Annotated in this window: 9 protein-coding genes; 8 read left to right on the top strand and 1 reads right to left on the bottom strand. The window is 70.2% G+C overall.

Features of this window, described 5'->3' with window-relative positions; translation table 11 throughout:
- Position 1 precedes the first annotated feature (1 nt).
- The 6 genes from F6A08_RS16025 (at position 2) to F6A08_RS16000 (ending at position 11,790) form a co-directional block, all read left to right on the top strand.
- Entirely contained in the window at positions 2 to 1,756 is a 1,755-nt protein-coding gene (locus tag F6A08_RS16025; RefSeq protein ID WP_151460004.1) for a glycoside hydrolase family 3 protein, read from the top strand.
- 281 nt (positions 1,757 to 2,037) lie between these two features.
- Positions 2,038 to 6,351 carry a choice-of-anchor G family protein gene (locus F6A08_RS16020; RefSeq protein WP_192576798.1) on the top strand — a complete coding sequence of 1,438 codons (4,314 nt, stop codon included), beginning with the start codon at positions 2,038 to 2,040 and terminating at the stop codon, positions 6,349 to 6,351.
- 80 nt (positions 6,352 to 6,431) lie between these two features.
- A complete protein-coding gene (locus F6A08_RS16015) occupies positions 6,432 to 7,250 on the top strand; it encodes a DUF5819 family protein (RefSeq protein ID WP_151460002.1) in 819 nt (272 codons plus the stop codon).
- Positions 7,247 to 8,455, top strand: a complete 1,209-nt coding sequence (locus F6A08_RS16010) for an HTTM domain-containing protein (protein WP_151460001.1) — start codon at positions 7,247 to 7,249, stop codon at positions 8,453 to 8,455. The genes F6A08_RS16015 and F6A08_RS16010 overlap by 4 nt, the downstream gene beginning before the upstream one ends.
- A 147-nt stretch (positions 8,456 to 8,602) precedes the next feature.
- Positions 8,603 to 10,657: an acyl-CoA dehydrogenase family protein gene (locus F6A08_RS16005; RefSeq protein ID WP_017204343.1), complete on the top strand. Its 2,055-nt coding sequence runs from the start codon at positions 8,603 to 8,605 to the stop codon at positions 10,655 to 10,657.
- Between the two features lie 89 nt (positions 10,658 to 10,746).
- Positions 10,747 to 11,790: an NAD(P)-dependent alcohol dehydrogenase gene (locus F6A08_RS16000; protein WP_124894772.1), complete on the top strand. Its 1,044-nt coding sequence runs from the start codon at positions 10,747 to 10,749 to the stop codon at positions 11,788 to 11,790.
- A 34-nt stretch (positions 11,791 to 11,824) separates the two neighbouring features.
- On the opposite strand, the gene F6A08_RS15995 is transcribed toward F6A08_RS16000, so the two are convergent.
- A complete protein-coding gene (locus F6A08_RS15995) occupies positions 11,825 to 12,247 on the bottom strand; it encodes a hypothetical protein (protein WP_225855869.1) in 423 nt (140 codons plus the stop codon).
- Positions 12,248 to 12,465: 218 nt separating this feature from the next.
- Between F6A08_RS15995 and F6A08_RS15990 the strand changes: the two genes are divergently transcribed.
- Complete coding sequence (locus F6A08_RS15990) at positions 12,466 to 13,035, top strand: DNA-3-methyladenine glycosylase I (protein ID WP_151459999.1); 570 nt, start codon at positions 12,466 to 12,468, stop codon at positions 13,033 to 13,035.
- A 147-nt stretch (positions 13,036 to 13,182) separates the two neighbouring features.
- The gene (locus tag F6A08_RS15985) at positions 13,183 to 19,239 is read left to right on the top strand and encodes an Ig-like domain-containing protein (protein ID WP_151459998.1); all 6,057 of its coding nucleotides are present in this window, start codon (positions 13,183 to 13,185) and stop codon (positions 19,237 to 19,239) included.
- Positions 19,240 to 19,256 lie beyond the last annotated feature (17 nt).

Genomic DNA, 19,256 nt, shown 5'->3' with positions numbered 1-19,256 from the left:
CATGACCGAGACCACCATCGCCCGCCCGTGGCTCGACACCGACCTCTCGGTCGACGAGCGGGTGCAGCTGCTGCTCGACGCCATGACGATCGAGGAGAAGGCCGGACTCTTCTTCCACACCATGATCGCGATCGGCGATCTGGAGGAACCCAACCCGGTGTTCGCGACGCCGTCGGCGCGGGAGTTCCTCGAATCCAAGCGGATGACGCACTTCAACCTGCTCGGCGGCGCGCCCAGCGGTCGGGAGATCGCCGCGTGGCACAACGCGCTGCAGCGCCTCGCCGCCTCCACGCGGCTCGGCATCCCGGTGACGCTCTCGACCGACCCGCGGCACTCGTTCAGCGAGAACCCCGGCGCGTCGATCCTCGCCGGTCCGTTCTCGCAGTGGCCGGAGACCCTCGGTCTCGCCGCGACCCGCGATGAGGAGCTCGTCGAGCGCTTCGCCGACATCGCCCGCCAGGAGTACACGGCCGTCGGGTTGCGGGTCGCCCTGCACCCGCAGGTCGACCTCGCGACGGAGCCGCGGTGGGCACGGCAGACCGCGACCTTCGGGGAGGACGCCGAGCTCGCCGGGCGTCTCGGCGCGGCGTACATCCGGGGGTTCCAGGGGGAGTCCTTCGGGCCCGGTTCGGTGTCGACCATGACCAAGCACTTCCCCGGGGGTGGTCCGCAGAAGGACGGCGAGGATCCGCACTTCCCCTACGGTCGCGAGCAGGTCTATCCTGGCGGCGAGTTCGAGCTTCACCTGAAGCCGTTCGAGGATGCGCTCGCCGCGGGTACCCGGCAGATGATGCCGTACTACGGGATGCCCGTCGGCACGGAGTACGAGGAGGTGGGCTTCGGCTTCAACAAGTCCGTGATCACCGGGCTGCTGCGCGAGCGCTACGGATTCGACGGTCTGGTCTGCACCGACTGGGGCCTGATCAGCGATTCCGAGATCTTCGGCCAGCCCTTCCCCGCCCGCGCCTGGGGCGTCGAGGACCTGACGCCCCGAGAGCGGATGAAGAAGGTGCTGGATGCCGGCGTCGACCAGTTCGGCGGAGAGGCGAACCCGGAGCTGCTGCTCGAGCTCATCGCCGACGGCGAGGTCCCCGAAGAGCGACTCGACATCTCGGCTCGACGCATCCTGCGCGAGAAGTTCGAGCTGGGCCTGTTCGACGATCCCTTCGTGGATGAGGATGCGGCCGACGAGATCGTGGGCCGTGCGGACTTCCGTGCCGCAGGGGAGGAGGCGCAGCGCGCCTCGATCACCGTGCTCGCCAACGACGACGTGCTGCCCTTCCCGCCCGGGCGGAAGCTCTACGTCGAGGGGATCGACGCCGATGTCGCGGCCGCCTTCGGGCAGGTCGTGGACACGCCGGCAGAGGCCGACCTCGCGATCCTGCGGTTGCAGGCTCCGTTCGAGGAGCGCGCGACGATGTTCGAGAACTTCTTCCACGCGGGTTCCCTGGAGTTCTCGGAGGCGGTGATCGCGCACGTCCGTGAGGTCGCGGCCGCCGTTCCCACGGTGGTCGACGTGCTCGCCGACCGTCCGCCGATCCTCACCCCGATCGCGGGGGTCGCGGCAGCGCTGACCGTGAACTGGGGTGCATCGGCCCCGGCGCTGCTCGACGTCCTGAGCGGTGCCTCGCCGGCACGGGGCGCGCTGCCCTTCGACCTCCCGCGCTCGATGGCCGCCGTCGAGGCGTCGCGCCCCGACGTGCCGTTCGACACCGCCGACCCGCTGTTCCGATTCGGCCACGGGCTCGCGCTGTAGCCGTCGGACCCCTCGAACCGCCTCGCCGACTCCGGTCTGCGGGGCGGTTCTGTCGTCGCCGCCCGGTCAGACGATGGCGGAATGTCTCGTGGGGAGCCCCTCGTGGATGGATTTCTGGACAAGTGCTGGACATATCCCGTGGAGCACCGTAATACTGTCTCCAACATCGCTCGGCCGACACCTGTCGACCCGTGGGGGGGCCTTGTGACGCGGAAGATCGCATCACTCGGGAGTAGCGAATGGAACAGCTGGACAGCAGGACTCTGCAAAGACGCAGAGCCATGGGCGGGACCATCGCCGGCATGACCGTCGGCGCCGTGGTCCTCGCCAGTGCATTGATGCCGACGGCGGCGAACGCGCTGGATGCGGCGAATCCGAACGATCCGTCGGTCGCGCAGGGGCAGATCATCCAACTGCCGGCTCCGCTGCTCGGCGGGCTCGACATCGCGGCGCTGGGCCACACGCGGACCAGCAATCCCGCGGCGCCGGGTTCGGAGCTCGGCGGTCTCAACCTGGCTCTGCTCGAGGCGCTGAGCATCGACGTCGGCACGCTGAACATCCCGCTGCTGACCGACGGCACCTCACCCGGTCTGCTGCAACTGGGCGACCTGGGCGCCACCCAGAGCTTCAGCGCCTCGCCCACTCAGACGACGTCGACCGCATCCTCGGGGACGATCACCTCGGGCGGCGCGATCGACACCGGCGCCATCGACGGCAGCACCGATCCCGCGACGCTCGAGCTCACCGACCTGTTCGATCAGCTGGCTGTCGCGGGGCTCACCGACGCCGTCCTCGACCAGGCCTCGGTCGGCATCGGCGCACTCGCGTCCCGCGCCGAGTCCAACGCCGGGACCGCCACCTCGGAGTACCGCATCGCGGACCTGAACCTCGACCTGCACAGCAACCTCGTCGCCGGCCTGTCGACCACGCTCGCCGCGGCGATCCAGGGCACCGTCACGCCTGTCAGCGACCTCGCCGGACCCGGCGGTGCCCTGACCGCACTGACGACGACGCTCGTGGACACGATCAACGCGATCCCGGATGTGCCGCTCGTCGCGGCCTTCGAGGCGACCGGCGGAACCGTCTCGATCGCCGGCCTCGACACGGTCGGACAGACCGTCGCGAGCGAGGTGCTGCTGCAGCCGCTCGAGAACACGACAGGATCGGTGATCGTCAACCTCAGCACGGGAACGATCTCCGTCGACCTGGCGCGGATCCTCGTCGAGACGGGGGCGGGAGCGGACCTCAACTCCCTGCCCGCGAACACCCCGGTGCTCTCGGCGACGACGATCGCCGCCATCCAGCAGGGGATCACCTCGGCGCTCACGGGCACGCATCCCAACAGCCTCAACGGCAAGGTCTCCTCGATCCTCGCGACGACGCTGGACGCGCTGCAGGTCACGCTCGCGGTCGGGGTGGATCTCACGGTGCCGCTCACCGGGACGCCGCTCGTCTCCGGCGATGTGACGGTCATCGGATCGCTCGCGCAGTTCGCGGGCACCGCGACTCCCGTCCCGGCCGTCACGACCGACATCACCCTCGCCGGGCTCAACCTCGGGGTGCTGTTGAACCCCGTGGTCAGCGCCGTCACCACGGCCGTCGCGACGACCACCGGTCCTCTCGTCGACACGGCGCTCACGAGCGTGATCCCGCTCGTCCAGCCGGCGCTCGCCGCCCTGACCGGCCCGGTGCTCACGACGCTCGACCCGGTGCTCCAGGGTGTGCTCTCCGGGGTGGCGACCATCACGATCAACGAGCAGCCGGCGACGGGGGACATCCCCGGCGACAGCTTCACGGTGCGTGCGCTCGCGATCGACCTGCTCCCCGCCGTCGGCGGCGGGGTCGCCCTCGACCTCGGCTCCTCCACGGTGAAGGCCGCAGCCGCGGCCGTCGCCGCGATCGATGCGGCGGCGACGGTGCAGGCCGGGACGAGCCTCGCCGTCAACGGTTCCGGATGGCCGGCGACGACCCAGGTGTCGGTGCAGCTGACCGCTCCGGGCGGCGGGAACGTCGGCGCGCCGGTCACCGCGACGACGGACGCTGCCGGTGGCTTCACGCTCGCCTACCCCGTCCCGTCATCCGCGACGCCGGGTGCCGGATACACCGTCACCGCGACGGCGGGCACGACCACGGCCACCGACACGACGGAGGTCATCGCGGCCGCGACCGTGGATGCGGCTCCCACGGTGCAGGCGGGAACGGACCTCGCCGTCTCCGGCGCCGGCTGGCCGGCCGCCACCCCGGTGTCGGTGCAGCTGACGGCACCCGGCGGCGGGGACATCGGCGCACCGGTGCTCATGACGACCAACGCCTCGGGCGTGTTCACCGGGTCGTATCCGGTCCCGGCCGGAACGCCCGCCGGGACGGGCTACACCGTGACGGCGTCGGTCGACACGCAGACAGCGACCGACACGACGGAGGTCACCGCGGCGCCTGCCACGGCGACCGTCGACGCGGCGGCGACGGTCGAAGCAGGCACCGACCTTCCCGTCTCCGGCGCGAACTGGCCCGCGAACACCGTGGTGACCGTGCAGCTCACGGCTCCGGGTGGTGGCCTCATCGGCACCCCGCAGACGGCGACGACCAACGGGCTCGGCGTCTTCTCGATCGACTACCCCGTCCCCGCCGGCACGCCCGCCGGAACCGGCTACACGATCGCGGCCACCGCGGGTACGCAGACCGCGACGGACACGACCGAGGTCACCGCGGCACCGGTCGTCGTCGACGCCGCAGCTCAGGTCCCCGCGGGCACCAACCTCGCCGTCACCGGCTCTGGCTGGCCGGCGAACTCCTCGGTGTCGCTGCAGCTGACCGCTCCGGGCGGCGGGAACGTCGGCGGTCCGGTGACCGCCACGACCGACGCGTTCGGCGCCTTCACGGCGAACTACCCGGTGCCGGCCGACACGGCCCCTGCTGCCGGCCACACCTTGACCGCGACGGCGGGCGCCGCAACCGCGACCGACACGACCGAGGTCACCGCGGCTGATCCGGCTGGCGTCAACACGAACGCGGCGGCTTCGGCATCCGCGTCGGCCGATGCGACGGCGGACGGTGATCCCTCGGCGCAGGCCGCCGCGGAAGCAGCCGCGCTCGCCGACGCGACGTCGGCCGCCTCGGCGGCAGCGACCGCGGATGCCACCGCGGCGGCGCAGGCCGCGGCGACGACCGACGCCTCCACGACCGCCTCGACCGATGTGACGTCGACCGCGAACGCCTCGGCGGCGGTCGCGGCGCAGGCGGCGGCGCAGGCGGACGCGTCCGACGACGTGAACGCGGCGGCCTCGGCTGCTGCCGAAGCGAACTCGGCGGCATCGTCCGAAGCGGCCGCGACCACGGATTCCTCGACGGATGCCTCTGCGGAGGCATCGGCCAACACCAATGCCGCGGCCTCGGCCTCTGCGTCGGCCGACGCCGATGCCTCGACGGCGGCCGTCGCCGAAGCCTCGGCCCAGGCTGCGGCCTTCGCCGATGCGACCGCGGAGGGGTCGGCAGCGGCAGATCCGTCGGCGGAAGCCGCGGCCCAGGCGGCGGCGACGGCGACGGCCTCCACGGCGGCATCGGCGGATGCGGCATCCGAAGCGAACGCGGGCGCGGCGATCGCCGCCCAGGCGGCGGCTCTGGCCGACGCGACGACGAACACCGCTGCCGAAGCCTCGGCGACATCCGACGCCAGCACGAGCGCCGCGGCGAATGCGAGTGCCGCAGCCATCGCGAGTGCGTCGACCGATGCCTCCGCGGATGCGGTCGCCGCGGCGGATGCCTCAGCCGAGATCAACACGAACGCCTCCGCATCGGCGGCGGCGTCGGCACAGGCGGATGACGACAGCAACGCCTCGGCTGAGGCGGCGGCGGTGGCTGCGGCCCTCGCCGATGCGACCAGCCAGGCCTCCGCTGCCGCGGACGTGACGGCCAGTGCGGCGGCTCAGGCTGCGGCGACCACCGATGCCTCCACGGATGCGTCGAGCACGGCCACGACGGCGGCCGACGCCTCCGCGGCGGCAGCGGCGCAGGCGGCGGCGCAGAACGACGCGACCTCCACGAGCGCGGCGGACGCCTCGGCTTCGGCCGACGCGGACCCGAACGCCGCAGCGGCAGCGGCGGCGAACGCCTCCTCCTCGGCCACGGCATCCGCCACGGCCGCCGCCGATGCCTCGGCCTCGGCCACGGCATCCGCCTCGGCGGACGCGGCAGCCGACCCGAACGGGGCCATCGCGATCACTCTGCGGTCGCCGGTGCTGGAGCGCGGGGCACAGCAGACCGCGATCGGCACGGGCTTCCAGCCGGGGGAGACGGTGACGGGGCTGATGACGTCCGCTCCGGTCCCACTGGGGACCCAGGTCGCCGACGCGCAGGGCACCGTCACCTTCACCTGGACGATCCCGTCCTCCAGCGACCTGGGCGCCCACACGGTGACGCTCACCGGAGCGACGTCGGGCAGTGTGTCCGCGACATTCCAGGTCGTCGCGTCCGGACTCGCCACGACCGGTGGCCAGGCCCAGGGTGGTGCGGTCGCCCTGGCCGTCCTGCTCCTGATGCTCGGGCTGGGGGCGCTGCGGCTCGCGAGGTCGCGGCGGCCGCTGGTCCAGACGGAGTAGACATCACGTCGCACGAACGTTGGGTGGCCGAGGCCGTTTCCCCACGGCGGCCTCGGCCCTCAGCGGTGAGAGGGAAGTGAATGAACACGAAACCCGAGTCCTCACCGGAAACCGACCTGCCCGGTTCGGGCGCAGCCGCCGTGGTGCGGCCGCGCCCGACCTGGTGGGTCAAGCTCATCGCCTTCGCCGCCTGCCTGCTGACGCTGTGGCACATCGCCGCGTCCTTCCTCTGGATCGCCCCGTACTCGGCGTTACGGGAGATTCCGACGCAGGAGGTTCTCGCCGGATACATGCTGCCGATGTTCGGCCAATCGTGGAGCGTCTTCGCACCGGAGCCGATCAACGGCGACTACCACTTCAACGTGCGCGCCGTGATCGAGAAGGACGGCGCGGAGGTCGAGACCGGCTGGGTCAGCGCCACCGACGTCGAGCTGTCGATGATCCGCTACAACCTGTTCCCGCCCCGCGCGGGGATCCAATCCAGCGAGGTGGCGAGCGGGCAGATGAACGCGTACAACAAGCTGAGCGCCGATCAGCAGGCCGTCGTCGGCCTCGACTTCGCCGAGGACGGCTGGGAGGAGTGGATGGTGCGCTCCTTCGACGAGCTCGAGGGGGACAATCCCTCGACGGAGGCGTACATGGCCGAGGAGCACCTCTCCACGGCCTACGCCACCCAGGTGGCCTACGCGATCTGGGGAGCGGATGCCGTCGTCAAGGTGCAGTACCGCGTGAGCCGACAGAACGTGGTCCCGTATGAGGAACGCAACGACCCTGGTGCGCAGCGTCCGGATCCGACGTTCTCGACCACGGGGTGGCGGCTGCCCATAGAAGAGGAAGGCCAGAGTCGCGAGAACTTCGCGGACACGTTCCGCAGCCAGTTCGAGAGGATCCAGCCGTGAGCGCGCCGGTCAGGACGGCGCCCCGGAAGTCGGAGCCGAAGAAGAAGGACACGGCGCGGTCGAGCACGACGACCACGGCCCCGGCCCCGGTCTCCCCTCCGCCTGCTCCCGCTCCCGAGCCCGCTCGCACCGACAGCCCGCCCCCGCGGTCGTTCCTCACCCGGCTGCTGACGTTCGCGTCGTCGATGATCGGCGGCCTCTGGGCGATGGTGCTCTCGGCCGTCGACCGCATCTCGGCGTTCGTCGGCGACTGGCTGTTCAACGGGAAGAAGGCTCTGTACGGCCTCGCCGTCACGCGCATCCTCTTCGGCGTCACGGCGATCGGCCTGCTGGCAGCGAACTTCAGCACCCGCCTGTACACGTTCGGTTCGGGATCGGCCTGGAACGGCGAGCTCGCGGAGCCGGTGAGCGACTTCCCGAAGATCTGGGTGTTCAGCGCCTTCCACGCGACGATGGGCAACGACGTGCTGTACACGGCGCTCTACCTGCTCCTCGGGGTGCTGGCGGTGCTGTTCGTGCTGGGCTGGCGCTTCCGCATCGTGCTGCCGATCTTCTTCTGCCTCTGGGTCGGGTTCATCGAGGCGAACGACATGGTGGGCGACCAGGGCGACAACATGTTCCGGATCGCGCTGCTGCTGCTGTTCTTCGCCGACCCCGCCGCGCGCTGGTCGTTGGACGCCCGTCGACGCGCCCGTGCGGGTGAGTGGTTCCCGCCGGACAGTCAGCCCGCACTGCTGGGGACGATGTTCCACAACCTCGCTCTGGTCGCCCTCACGGCGCAGGTGTGCTTCGTCTACGCCTCCGGCGCCCTGTACAAGGCGGGCGGGTCGCCATGGGAGGAGGGGTACGCGGTCTACAACCCGCTGCAGACCGCGCGGTTCGGAACCTGGCCGGTGCTGAGCGACCTCGTCACGACGTGGGGACCGATGGTCACGATCGCGAGCTGGGGGTCGATCATCCTGCAGGTCGCGTTCCCGCTGATGCTGCTGACACGGCCGACGCGACTGATCGGCCTGCTGGGCATCCTGTCCTTCCACATCGGCATCGCGGTGCTCATGGGATTGCCCTGGTTCTCGCTCACCATGATCGCGATCGACTCGATCTTCATCCGCGATCGCACCTGGGCGCGGCTGAGCGCCGGGACGAAGCGGCGGTGGCAGGAGGCCAAGGCCGCCCCGCCGACGCCGGCGCTCGCGGAAGGCTGAGGGCGGGACCGGTCGACTGTGGTCTGACGACAACAGGGCGCGGCCCTGTGCCTGCCGCGCATTGGAGGAAAGGGACAGGGCAGTTCGCTGCTGGTTGTCGCAGACCTACCATGGTCGTATCCCTACTTCCCTCTGAGAGGAACGCTCATGGTCGACGCCGCCGTCCGTCCTGCCAACGCCCCGATCGTCGAGGCGACCCCCGCGATCGATGTCGCCCGCGTCAACGATCTGCTGATGGGAACCTGGGGCGACGTCCGGCGTCAGGCCCGCGAGATGATCAAGGATTCGGCGTTCTGGCGCAAGGACGAGCTGGGCAAGGATGAGCACCGCGAGCGGGTCCTGAGCCAGCTGCACCTTCTCGTCGACAACAAGGCGGTCCACCGCGCGTTCCCGAAGCGCTTCGGCGGCGAGGAGAACAACGGCGGCAACATCGCCGGATTCGAAGAGCTCGTGGTCGCCGATCCGAGCCTGCAGATCAAGTCGGGCGTGCAGTGGGGCCTCTTCGGCTCCGCGATCCTGCAGCTGGGCACCGAGGAGCACCACGACAAGTGGCTCCCCGGAGTCATGGACCTGTCGATCCCCGGCGCTTTCGCGATGACCGAGATCGGCCATGGCTCCGACGTCGCCGCCGTCGGCACCACAGCGACGTACGACCCGGAGACCGAGGAGTTCGTCATCCACACGCCGTTCCGCGGCGCCGTGAAGGAGTACCTCGGCAATGCCGCGCTGCACGGCATCGCGGCCACCGTCTTCGCCCAGCTGATCACGAACGGCGTCAACCACGGCGTGCACTGCTTCTATGTGCCGCTGCGCGGCGAGGACGGCGTCGACCTGCCCGGTATCGGGCGCGAGGACGACGGCCTCAAGGGCGGGCTGAACGGCATCGACAACGGCCGGCTCTCGTTCGATCAGGTGCGCATCCCGCGCACGAACCTGCTCAACCGCTACGGCGACGTCGCCGCGGACGGCACCTACTCCAGCGCCATCGACAGTCCAGGCCGCCGGTTCTTCACGATGCTCGGCACCCTCGTGCAGGGGCGTGTCTCGCTCGACGGCGCCGCATCCTGGGCTTCGGCGCTCGGCCTGCACATCGCGATCACCTACGCCACGCAGCGCCGGCAGTTCGACGGCGCGGACGGGCAGGAGGTCGTGCTCATGGACTACGGCAAGCACCAGCGCCGTCTGCTCCCGCGCCTGGCCACGACGTACGCGCAGATCTTCGCGCACGACGAGTTCCTGCAGAAGTTCGACGGGGTCTTCTCCGGTCGCACCGATACCCCCGACGACCGTGAGGACCTCGAGACGCTCGCCGCGGCGCTCAAGCCGCTGTCGACGTGGCACGCCCTCGACACGCTGCAGGAGGCACGCGAGGCCTGCGGCGGCTCGGGCTTCATGTTCGAGAACCGTCTGGTCGGACTCCGCCAGGATCTCGACATCTACGTCACTTTCGAGGGCGACAACAACGTGCTGCTGCAGCTCGTCGGCAAGCGGCTGCTGACCGACTATGCCAAGCAGTTCCAGGGCAAGGATGCCGCGGCGCTCGCGAAGTTCGCCGTCGGCATGACGGCGGGCAAGCTGTTCCACGGCGCCGGCCTCCGCCAGCTCGGCCAGGCCGTGTCGGACTTCGGCCAGGTGAGCCGTTCGGTCGAGCGCGGACTCCGCGAGGAGCAGCAGCACGACCTGCTCGCCGGACGGGTCCAGCAGATGGTCGCCGACATCGCCGGACGCCTGCGCGCGGGCGGGAAGGACAAGGCGCTCGGCGCCCGTCTGTTCAACGAGAACCAGGCCGAGCTCATCGAAGCCGCGCGTGCGCACGGCGAGCTGCTGCAGTGGGAGGCGTTCACCGATGCGCTGCGCCGGATCGACGACCCGCAGACGAAGAAGGTGCTCACCTGGCTGCGCGACCTGTTCGGCTTGCAGCTCATCGAGAAGCACCTTGCCTGGCACCTCATCCATGGCCGGCTGTCGATGCAGCGCGCCGCGGCGGTGTCGAGCTACATCGATCGCCTCTGCGCACGTCTGCGCCCCTACGCGCTCGACCTCGTGAACGCGTTCGGCTACGAGCCGGAGCACGTGCGTGCGCCCATCGCGAGCGGCATCGAGAAGCAGCGTCAGGACGAGGCCCGCGCCTACTACGCTGACCTCGCCGCGACGGGCAAGGCCCCGATCGAGGAGAAGGTGCTCAAGCGGCAGAAGCGCTGACGCGTTCGGCACGTGCGGATCAGCAGGGCGCTCGGCGCACTCATCGGCGCCGGGGGATAGTCTCGGCGAGTACCGACCCGAGGAGCATCATGTCGACCGTCACCGCCTACGCCGCCCCCGCCGAAGCCGCCCCGCTCGAGAAGACCGTGATCGAGCGTCGGGAGCTCGGCCCGCACGATGTGCTCATCGACATCGCCTTCGCGGGCATCTGCCACTCCGACATCCACACCGTCCGCGGGGACTGGGGTCCGCAGCAGTACCCGCTGGCTCCGGGGCACGAGATCACCGGGACGGTCGCGGCCGTGGGCGCCGAGGTCACGAAGCACGCCGTCGGCGACCGCGTCGGTGTCGGCTGTCTGGTGAACTCGTGCGGAGAATGCCGGTACTGCCTCCGCGGCGATGAGCAGTTCTGCACGCAGGGCGCCGTCGGCACCTACGGCGCGGTCGATCGTGACGGCACCATCACCCAGGGCGGCTACTCGGAGCAGGTCGTGGTGACGGAAGGCTTCGTGCTGCGCATCCCCGACGCCCTGCCGCTGGATGCCGCGGCGCCGCTGCTGTGCGCGGGCATCACGACGTATTCGCCCCTGCGGCACTGGAAGGTCGGACCCGGAACGCGCGTCGCCGTCGTCGGGCTGGGCGGGCTGGGGCACATGGGCGTGCAGATCGCGCACGCGCTGGGCGCCGAGGTCACCGTGCTCTCGCAGACGCTGGCGAAGCAGGACGACGGTCTGCGCCTGGGGGCCGATCGCTATTTCGCGACGAGCGACCGGGAGACCTTCCGCAAGCTGCGCGGCTCGTTCGACGTGATCCTCAACACCGTGAGCGCCGTGATCGACCTCCGCTCCTACCTCGGGCTGCTCGATGTCGACGGCACGATCGTGTGCGTCGGTGCCCCGGCCGAGGCCCTCGCCCTGAACGCCGGGTCGCTGATCGCCGGACGCCGCTCGATCGCCGGCTCGAACATCGGCGGCATCCGCGAGACGCAGGAGATGCTCGACTTCTGCGCCGAGCACGGGATCACCGCGCAGATCGAGGTGATCCCGGCGTCGGCGATCAACGAGGCGTACGAGCGCGTGCTCGCGTCCGACGTGCGCTACCGGTTCGTGATCGACGCCGCCACCTTCGTCTGAACCGCTGGACGTCGCGGCGGGCGGCCCACCGGGGTCAGCGCAGGCCGTCCTCGCAGTCGCTGCCGGGGCGCGCTTCCCAGCGCAGCTCGTACTCGGCTCCGCCCTCCCCGTCGACGAGCCACGGCGGGAACGTCACGTACCTGTCCATCGCGAGGCCCCACGACGCATCCGCCCTCGTCGAGCGCGGGTCGTCTGCGGGCAGGTCCTCCTCCGTCGTCCAGTGCTCGGCGGGGTGGGTCTTCGCCCAGTCGTAGATCAGCTGACCGGTCCCGGACCAGTCCCGCTCGTTCATCTGCTCGGCGATGGCTGCGGGCATCGGCAGACGGTCGGGAGTGCGGTAGTCGTACGTGCAGGAGTAGGTCTGACCGCTGTCGCTGACGTAGCTCAGAGGGATCGTGACGTTCGTGGTGTAGCCGAACCGCTGCGTCAGCACCGCCACGGCGACGAGGAGGAGCACTGCGGTCGCCGCGAGCCCGGTGAGCCACCGGAGGCGCCGACGACGCCGGGCCGGCTCCGCCTGGATCGGATCGTGATGAGCGATGAGTGCATCCTTCCGCAGCGAGCGGTACGCGTGGTCTCCGCGAGCGCTCCGCGTTCACATCCGCGTCGGGGAGCGCTCCGGAACCATCATGCACGATGGGATCCGGGGTCGGTGGCCGCGGATAGCCTGAGGGCATGACCTCTCTGATCACGGGCCCCGACGCCCGCGACCGCTGCGCCTGGGTGGGTGACGACGACGAATACCGTCGCTATCACGACGAGGAGTGGGGCACCCCGCTGCACGGAGATCGCGCCCTGTTCGAGAAGATGTCGCTGGAGGGCTTCCAGGCGGGACTGTCCTGGATCACGATCCTGCGCAAGCGCCCTCGGTTCCGCGAGGTCTTCCGCGGCTTCGAGCCCGAGCTCGTCTCCGAGTTCGACGAGAGCGACGTCGCGCAGCTGATGGCCGATGCCGGCATCATCCGGAACCGCGCCAAGATCGAGGCGACGATCGGCAACGCCCGCATCGTGCGCACCATGGCGGAGGGCGAGCTCGACGCGCTGATGTGGTCTTTCGCCCCGCCGCCGTCCCCGATCCGTCCGGCGGCCTTCGCGGACGTCCCCGCCGTCACGCCGGAGTCGACCGCGCTGAGCAAAGAGCTGCGGCGCCGTGGGTTCCGCTTCGTCGGACCGACCACGATGTACGCCCTCATGCAGTCGGCCGGGATGGTCGACGATCACATCGCGGGGTGCTGGCGGGCGTGAGGGGAACGATGGGGACAACTCCCCATCGAGCAGTATTCCGGGACCCGGTTAGGATGAACGGGTGCTCCGTGGGTCGGTCGGACCCGCGATCGAGAAATCCGAGAGTGTCACCCTGGGGGGGAACCGGGTATGAAGGCGTTGTCATGGATGCGCGCGCGACCCAAGACGCTGGCGTCCGCGGCCGGCGTCACCGTCGGCGTCATCGCCATCACCACCATGGCGTTCACCTATGAGGGGTTCCCCACCACCAAGGTGGATCTCAACGACGGCGGCGTCTGGATCACCAAGACCTCCAGTCTGCTCGTCGGACATTTCAACAACGAATCGACGATCCTCGACGGCGGTCTGCGCACCACCAGCGAGAACTACGACATCCTGCAGGCCGCGGCCAACGTCGTCGTCGTCGACGAGAGCGCCTCGACGCTGACGGCAGTGGATCCGGCGCGCGTGTCGCTCGGGGACTCGTCCCTCATCCCCTCCGACGCGAAGGTGGCCCTCGGCGCGAACACCGCCGCCATCCTCGACGAGAAGTCGGGTGATCTCTGGGTCGTGCCCGTGAAGGGGATCTCCTCCTTCGAGATCGAGGCCGCGGAGCCCGTCGTCGAACTGGGGGAGAAGTCCGACGTCGTCGTCGCCGACGACGGCACCGTCTTCGCGCTCTCCGCAGAACGCGGAGAGGTCGTCACTGTCCCGGTCGACCACGAGGGTGCCCCTGGCGACCCGTCGACGGCATCGGTCGGCGAGCTCGACCTGGCCGAGCGGCCGAGCATCACCTCCGTCGGCCGCACGCCCGTCGTCCTGGACAGGGCGGCAGGGTTCATGACCACGCCCGGCGGCTTCCGCACGGAGATCCAGGGCGCGGTGGACGCCGTGCTGCAGCAGGCGTCGGCCGAGACCGACGCGGTCGCCCTCGCCACCCCCTCGGCGCTCGTGCGGGTCCCCCTCGACGGCAGCGAGCCCACCGAGACGTCGGCGGGCGGCGCAGGAACGGCGGCGGCGCCGGTATGGCTCCGCGGCTGCACCTACGGGGCCTGGGCGGGTTCGGCGACCTTCATCCGCGAATGCCCCGGCGACGCCAACGACGTGAACGCCCCGATCGAGGGTGCCGAGAACTCCGCCAGCCTGACGTTCCGCGTCAACCGCGACGTGATCATCCTCAACGACGCAGTCGGCGGTGCCGCCTGGCTGGCCAACGAGAGCCTGCAGCGCGTCGACAACTGGAACGACCTGACGCCGCCCGAGGGCGAGACGGAGAACCAGGAGGACTCGACCGAGGAGACCGTCGAGACCACGCTCCCGGAGCGCAGCGAGGAGAACACGCCGCCCATCGCGGAGGACGACTCCTACGGCGTGCGCCCCGGCGCCACGACGCTGCTCCCCGTGCTCGACAACGACAACGACCCGGACGGCGACGTCCTCGTCGCGGCCCTGGCCGAGGCCCAGCCGTCGATCGGGACCGTGCAGCCGATCAACAACGGCGGAGCGCTGCAGATCGCGGTCGACGAGAAGGCCACCGGCACCGCGAGCTTCACCTACGAGGTCGACGACGGCCGCAAGGGCAAGGACACCGCGGTGGTCTCGCTCACGGTGCGCGAGTGGAGCAAGAACGATGCGCCGAAGCCCAAGCGCAAGACGTCTCTCGCCGTCGAGACCGGCGGGACGATCTCGTACAACATCCTCCCGGACTGGATCGACCCCGACGGCGACGACATCTATCTGAAGGACGTGATCGCGGCGCCCGGCGACGAGGTCGACTTCAGCAAGGACGGGCAGCTCACCTACAAGGCGACCGCCAGTCTGCAGGGACGCAAGGATGTGCAGGTCACCGTCGCCGACGCGTTCGGCGACCTCGGCACCGCGACGATCGCGATCGACGTCCGGCCACAGGGCTCCACGAACCCGAAGACCAACGCCGACCACGTGATCACCCGGGCCGGCGAGCAGGTCACGGTCGCGCCGACCGCGAACGACACGAGCACGAGTCGCGAGCCGCTGCGTCTGAGCCGCGTGCTCGACACCCCGGGTGCGACGATCATCCCGAACACCCCGAACAAGACCTTCTCCTTCATGGCCGAGAAGCCGGGCGTCTACTACGTGCAGTACCAGGTGACCACGGGCCCCAAGAACGGCGAGGGTCTGGTGCGCGTCGACGTGATGCCGGAGTCGGAGACCGACCTTCCCCCGGTCGCCGTCCGCGACGTGGCTCTGCTGCCCACGGGCGGAGACGTGCTGCTCGGCGTGCTCGACAACGACACCGACCCGGGCGGCGGCATCCTCGTCGTCCAGTCCGTGACCGTCGAACCCCAGAGCGGCATCTCGGTCTCGGTCCTCAACCACGAGACCCTCCGGATCACCGACCAGGGTGCGCTCGAGGAGCAGGTGCGCATCAAGTACCGCATCTCGAACGGCTCGAAGTCCGCCGACGGCGAGGTCGTCGTGATCCCGATCCCGGCGCCGGAGAAGCTGCTCCAGCCGGTCGCGAACCCCGACACCGCCACCGTGCGCGTCGGCGACGTCGTCACGATCCCGGTGCTCGACAACGACACTCACCCGAGCGACGACGCCATGCACGTGGAACCCGAGCTCATCGAGCCGTTCGTCGATCCCGAGGACGGTGAGGCGTTCGTCTCGCAGGACACGGTGCGCTTCAAGGCCGGGCCGGAGGCGAAGACGGTCTACCTCACCTACGAGGTCTCCGACTCCCGTCAGCAGAAGGCGGCCGGCTACGTCACGGTGCAGATCCTGCCGATCGACGAGGAGAAGAACGCGGCCCCGCGTCCTCAGGACATCGTGGCGCGTGCCCTCGCCGGCACCGAGGTCAACATCGCGGTGCCGCTCGACGGCATCGACACCGACGGCGACTCTGTGGAGCTCGTCGGCATCGAGTCCAGCCCCTCGAAGGGGCGCATCACCGTGGGGCCGAACTACTTCACGTACGAGGCCGCGGACGGTGCGAGCGGCGTCGACGTGTTCAAGTACCGCGTGCGCGACCGGCTCGGCAAGGAGGGCATCGCCACGATCCGCGTCGGCATCGCCCCCACCGAGCAGGTCAACCAGCCGCCCTATGCGGTCAAGGACGCCGTCGTGGTGCGACCGGGCCGCGAGATCGCGGTGCCCGTGCTCGCGAACGACTCCGACCCCGAGGGCGACAAGCTCGCACTCGTGGAAGACGGTCTCGAGGTGCCCGACGGGCTCGAGGCGCGCGTCTCCGGCGACCGCGTGCTCGTGCAGGCTCCGGATCGAGAGACCGAGACCTCGCTGCAGTACACCGTCGCGGACGCCCGCGGGGCGACGGCGATGGCGACGCTCCAGATCACGGTCGACGAGGAGGTGCCGTTGCAGGCGCCCGTCGCGCGCGACGACCGCCTGCAGCCCGCGGACCTCAAGGACGGCGGCCTGACCGCCGACCTCGACATCCTCGCGAACGACGAGGACCCGGACGGCACCACCGACGCCCTCGACGTCGAGATCGGCGAGGGCGGCACCCCGCTCGAGAACGGCAAGGTGCGCGTCACCGTCACGGAGGAGCTGCAGCTCATCCGCTACACGCTCACCGACCGCGACGGCCTGGCGGCCTCGGCGTTCATCTTCGTGCCCTCGCGCGCAGACCTGCGCCCGACCCTCACCTCGACCAAGCCGCTCGAGGTGGTCAGCGGCGAGACCGAGACGCTGCCGCTCTCCGAATACGTGACGGTCGCCGGCGGCGGCGAAGTCGTCATCACCGAGAAGGCCAAGGTCAGCGCGAACCACGCCGACGGGGCCGATCTGCTGAAGGACGCGAGGACACTCGTGTACACCTCGGCCGCGGGGTACTTCGGCCCCGATTCCCTCACGTTCGAGGTCACCGACGGAACCGGCCCGGATGACCCTGAGGGCCGCAAGGCGACGCTCAGCATCCCGATCAACGTCCTGCCGCCCGAGAACCAGCAGCCCACGTTCGTGCAGGGGCAGGTCAACGTCGCGCCGGGCGAGCCGGCCACGTCACTCGACCTGGCCGCGCTGACGGACGACCCCGACCCCGAGGACAAGGGCAAGCACGACTACGCGCTCGTCGGCGGCGAGGGCAAGGGCATCTCCGCCCGCATCGAAGGCGGCGACAAGCTCGTCGTGGAGGCGGCGTCGAACGCCAAGAAGGGCACAGCGATCACGCTGAAGCTGCGCATCTCCGACGGCACCACGGAGCCGGTCGAGGGCACGGTCGAGGTGATGGTCACCGCGTCCACCCGCTCGATGCCCGCGGCGAACACCGACACGATCGCGGAGGCCGATGCGGGCAAGACCATCGTGGTCCCTGCTCTCGCCAACGACTACAACCCGTTCCCGGAGACGCCGCTGAAGATCGTGTCGGCCGTGGCCGAGTCCGGCGTCGGCGACGTCGAGTTCACCGCCGATCAGGTCACCGTCACACCGGGTGACTCCTTCGTGGGCACGCTCGTCGTCCGCTACCGCATCCAGGACGCGACGGAGGATTCCGACCGCGAGGTCAACGGTCAGATCGTCGTCACAGTGCAGGACGTTCCGGACGCCCCGGGCGTGCCGGCCATCGTCACCGAGCAGGATCGCACGGTCGTGGTGTCGTTCTCGGCGCCGGCGAACAACGGTGCCGAGATCACCAAGTACACGGTGCGATCGCTGGGCGGCAGTCCTTACACCAAGGATTGCCAGTCCACGACGTGCACGCTCGACGGCCTCACCAACAACGTCGAGTACACGTTCCAGGTGACCGCGACCAACCGCGTCGGCGAGTCGGACCCCTCGGCGGCGTCCGCCCCCGCACGACCGGACGCGCGACCGGACACCCCGAACCCGCCGACGCTCGCGTTCGGGGACAAGTCGCTCAAGGTGGCATGGCAGACGCCGTCGACGCCCGGATCCCCCGTCGACCGGTACACGCTCGAGATCTCGCCCGCACCGCCCTCCGGCATCACGCAGAAGGAGGTCACGGGCAACTCCACCACATGGGAGGGCCTGGAGAACGGCTCGGACTACCAGGTCCGCGTGCAGGCGCACAACCGCGCGCCCGACCCGTCCAGCTGGAGCGGATGGTCCGCATCCGAGATCCCGGCCGGGCCGCCGTTCGCGCCCGCCGCACCCACGACCCAGGAGCTCTCCCCGGTCGGCGGCCAGGCGCAGATGCGCGTGAGCTGGACGGCGCCCGACAAAAACGGCGACGCCATCCGCGGCTACCGGCTGGAGGTGCTGCGGGGCGGCTCGGTCGTGCGGACGCTGACGCCGGGCCCCGAGGCCACGAGTCAGGCCATCGTCGTCGAGAACTCCGAGACGCCCTACACTTACCGCATCCAGGCCAACAACAAGGCCGGCTGGGGCGAAATGAGCGCGCCCTCCGCCCCCCGCCGCGGCGTGGTGGCGCCCGGTGCGCCGACCAGCCTGCGGATCGCGGACGAGGGCGACCGTTCCCTGACCATCTCCTTCAACGAGGGGTCGCGCAACGGCGCTGCCCCCGGCGAGATCACGAACCAGTACCGGCTCAACGGCGGCGACTGGAGAACGGTGCCCGGTGACAAGGTTCTCCGCGGGCTCGAGAACGGCGTCAATTACACGGTCGAGGTGCGTGCTGTCGCGAACGTGGACGGATCGACGTACTCCGGCGCCGTGTCCAACTCGGCCACGGGCAACCCGCACGGGAAGCCGCACGCCCCCGACGTGAGCGCCGAGTCGCTCCAGACGGACGTGCGCCTCAACTGGAACGCGAACGGATCGCCCAACGGCCGCAGCATCCAGGTCGTGCAGATCAGTGTGGACGGCGGCGGCTGGCAGAACGTCGGCATGTCGGGTTCGGTGAACGTGGGCACGTACAGCGAATACCACAGCATCAAGGCCCGGGCGATGGACAACACCGGCGCCTGGTCCGATGAGAGCCCCACGCGCGGTGCCACGGCGCAGGCCAAGCCGCAGCCGCGGTGGTGGGCGTCGCAGGGGACGGACTCCGGCAACTGCAACCCCGACACGTGCTACTACCTGAACCTGAACACGGCGAACGTGAACGCGGGCCGATACCGGATCCGCTGCCTCGAGAACGGCACCCCGTACCGCTCCGCGTCCGGGCAGACGTCGACCTACAACTGGTACGACGTGCCCGCGAACGGCACGATCCGCCTCTCCTGCTGGCACGGCGGCATGAACCGCACGCTGCAGGCCGACATCGAAGGCGTCGGCTGGTCCGAGGCCACCACCTGGCCGTGACGGCTCCCGCTCCCGGT

Source organism: Microbacterium algeriense (assembly GCF_008868005.1).
Taxonomy (GTDB): Bacteria; Actinomycetota; Actinomycetes; order Actinomycetales; family Microbacteriaceae; genus Microbacterium; species Microbacterium algeriense.
This window is presented reverse-complemented; position numbering and strand designations above follow the sequence as displayed.

Coding starts and splice junctions, on each gene's coding strand:
- F6A08_RS16005 (WP_017204343.1), top strand. CDS start 8,603: ATGGTCGACGCCGCCGTCCGTCCTGCCAACGCCCCGATCGTCGAGGCG.
- F6A08_RS15985 (WP_151459998.1), top strand. CDS start 13,183: ATGCGCGCGCGACCCAAGACGCTGGCGTCCGCGGCCGGCGTCACCGTC.
- F6A08_RS16020 (WP_192576798.1), top strand. CDS start 2,038: ATGGGCGGGACCATCGCCGGCATGACCGTCGGCGCCGTGGTCCTCGCC.
- F6A08_RS16000 (WP_124894772.1), top strand. CDS start 10,747: ATGTCGACCGTCACCGCCTACGCCGCCCCCGCCGAAGCCGCCCCGCTC.
- F6A08_RS16025 (WP_151460004.1), top strand. CDS start 2: ATGACCGAGACCACCATCGCCCGCCCGTGGCTCGACACCGACCTCTCG.
- F6A08_RS16015 (WP_151460002.1), top strand. CDS start 6,432: ATGAACACGAAACCCGAGTCCTCACCGGAAACCGACCTGCCCGGTTCG.
- F6A08_RS15990 (WP_151459999.1), top strand. CDS start 12,466: ATGACCTCTCTGATCACGGGCCCCGACGCCCGCGACCGCTGCGCCTGG.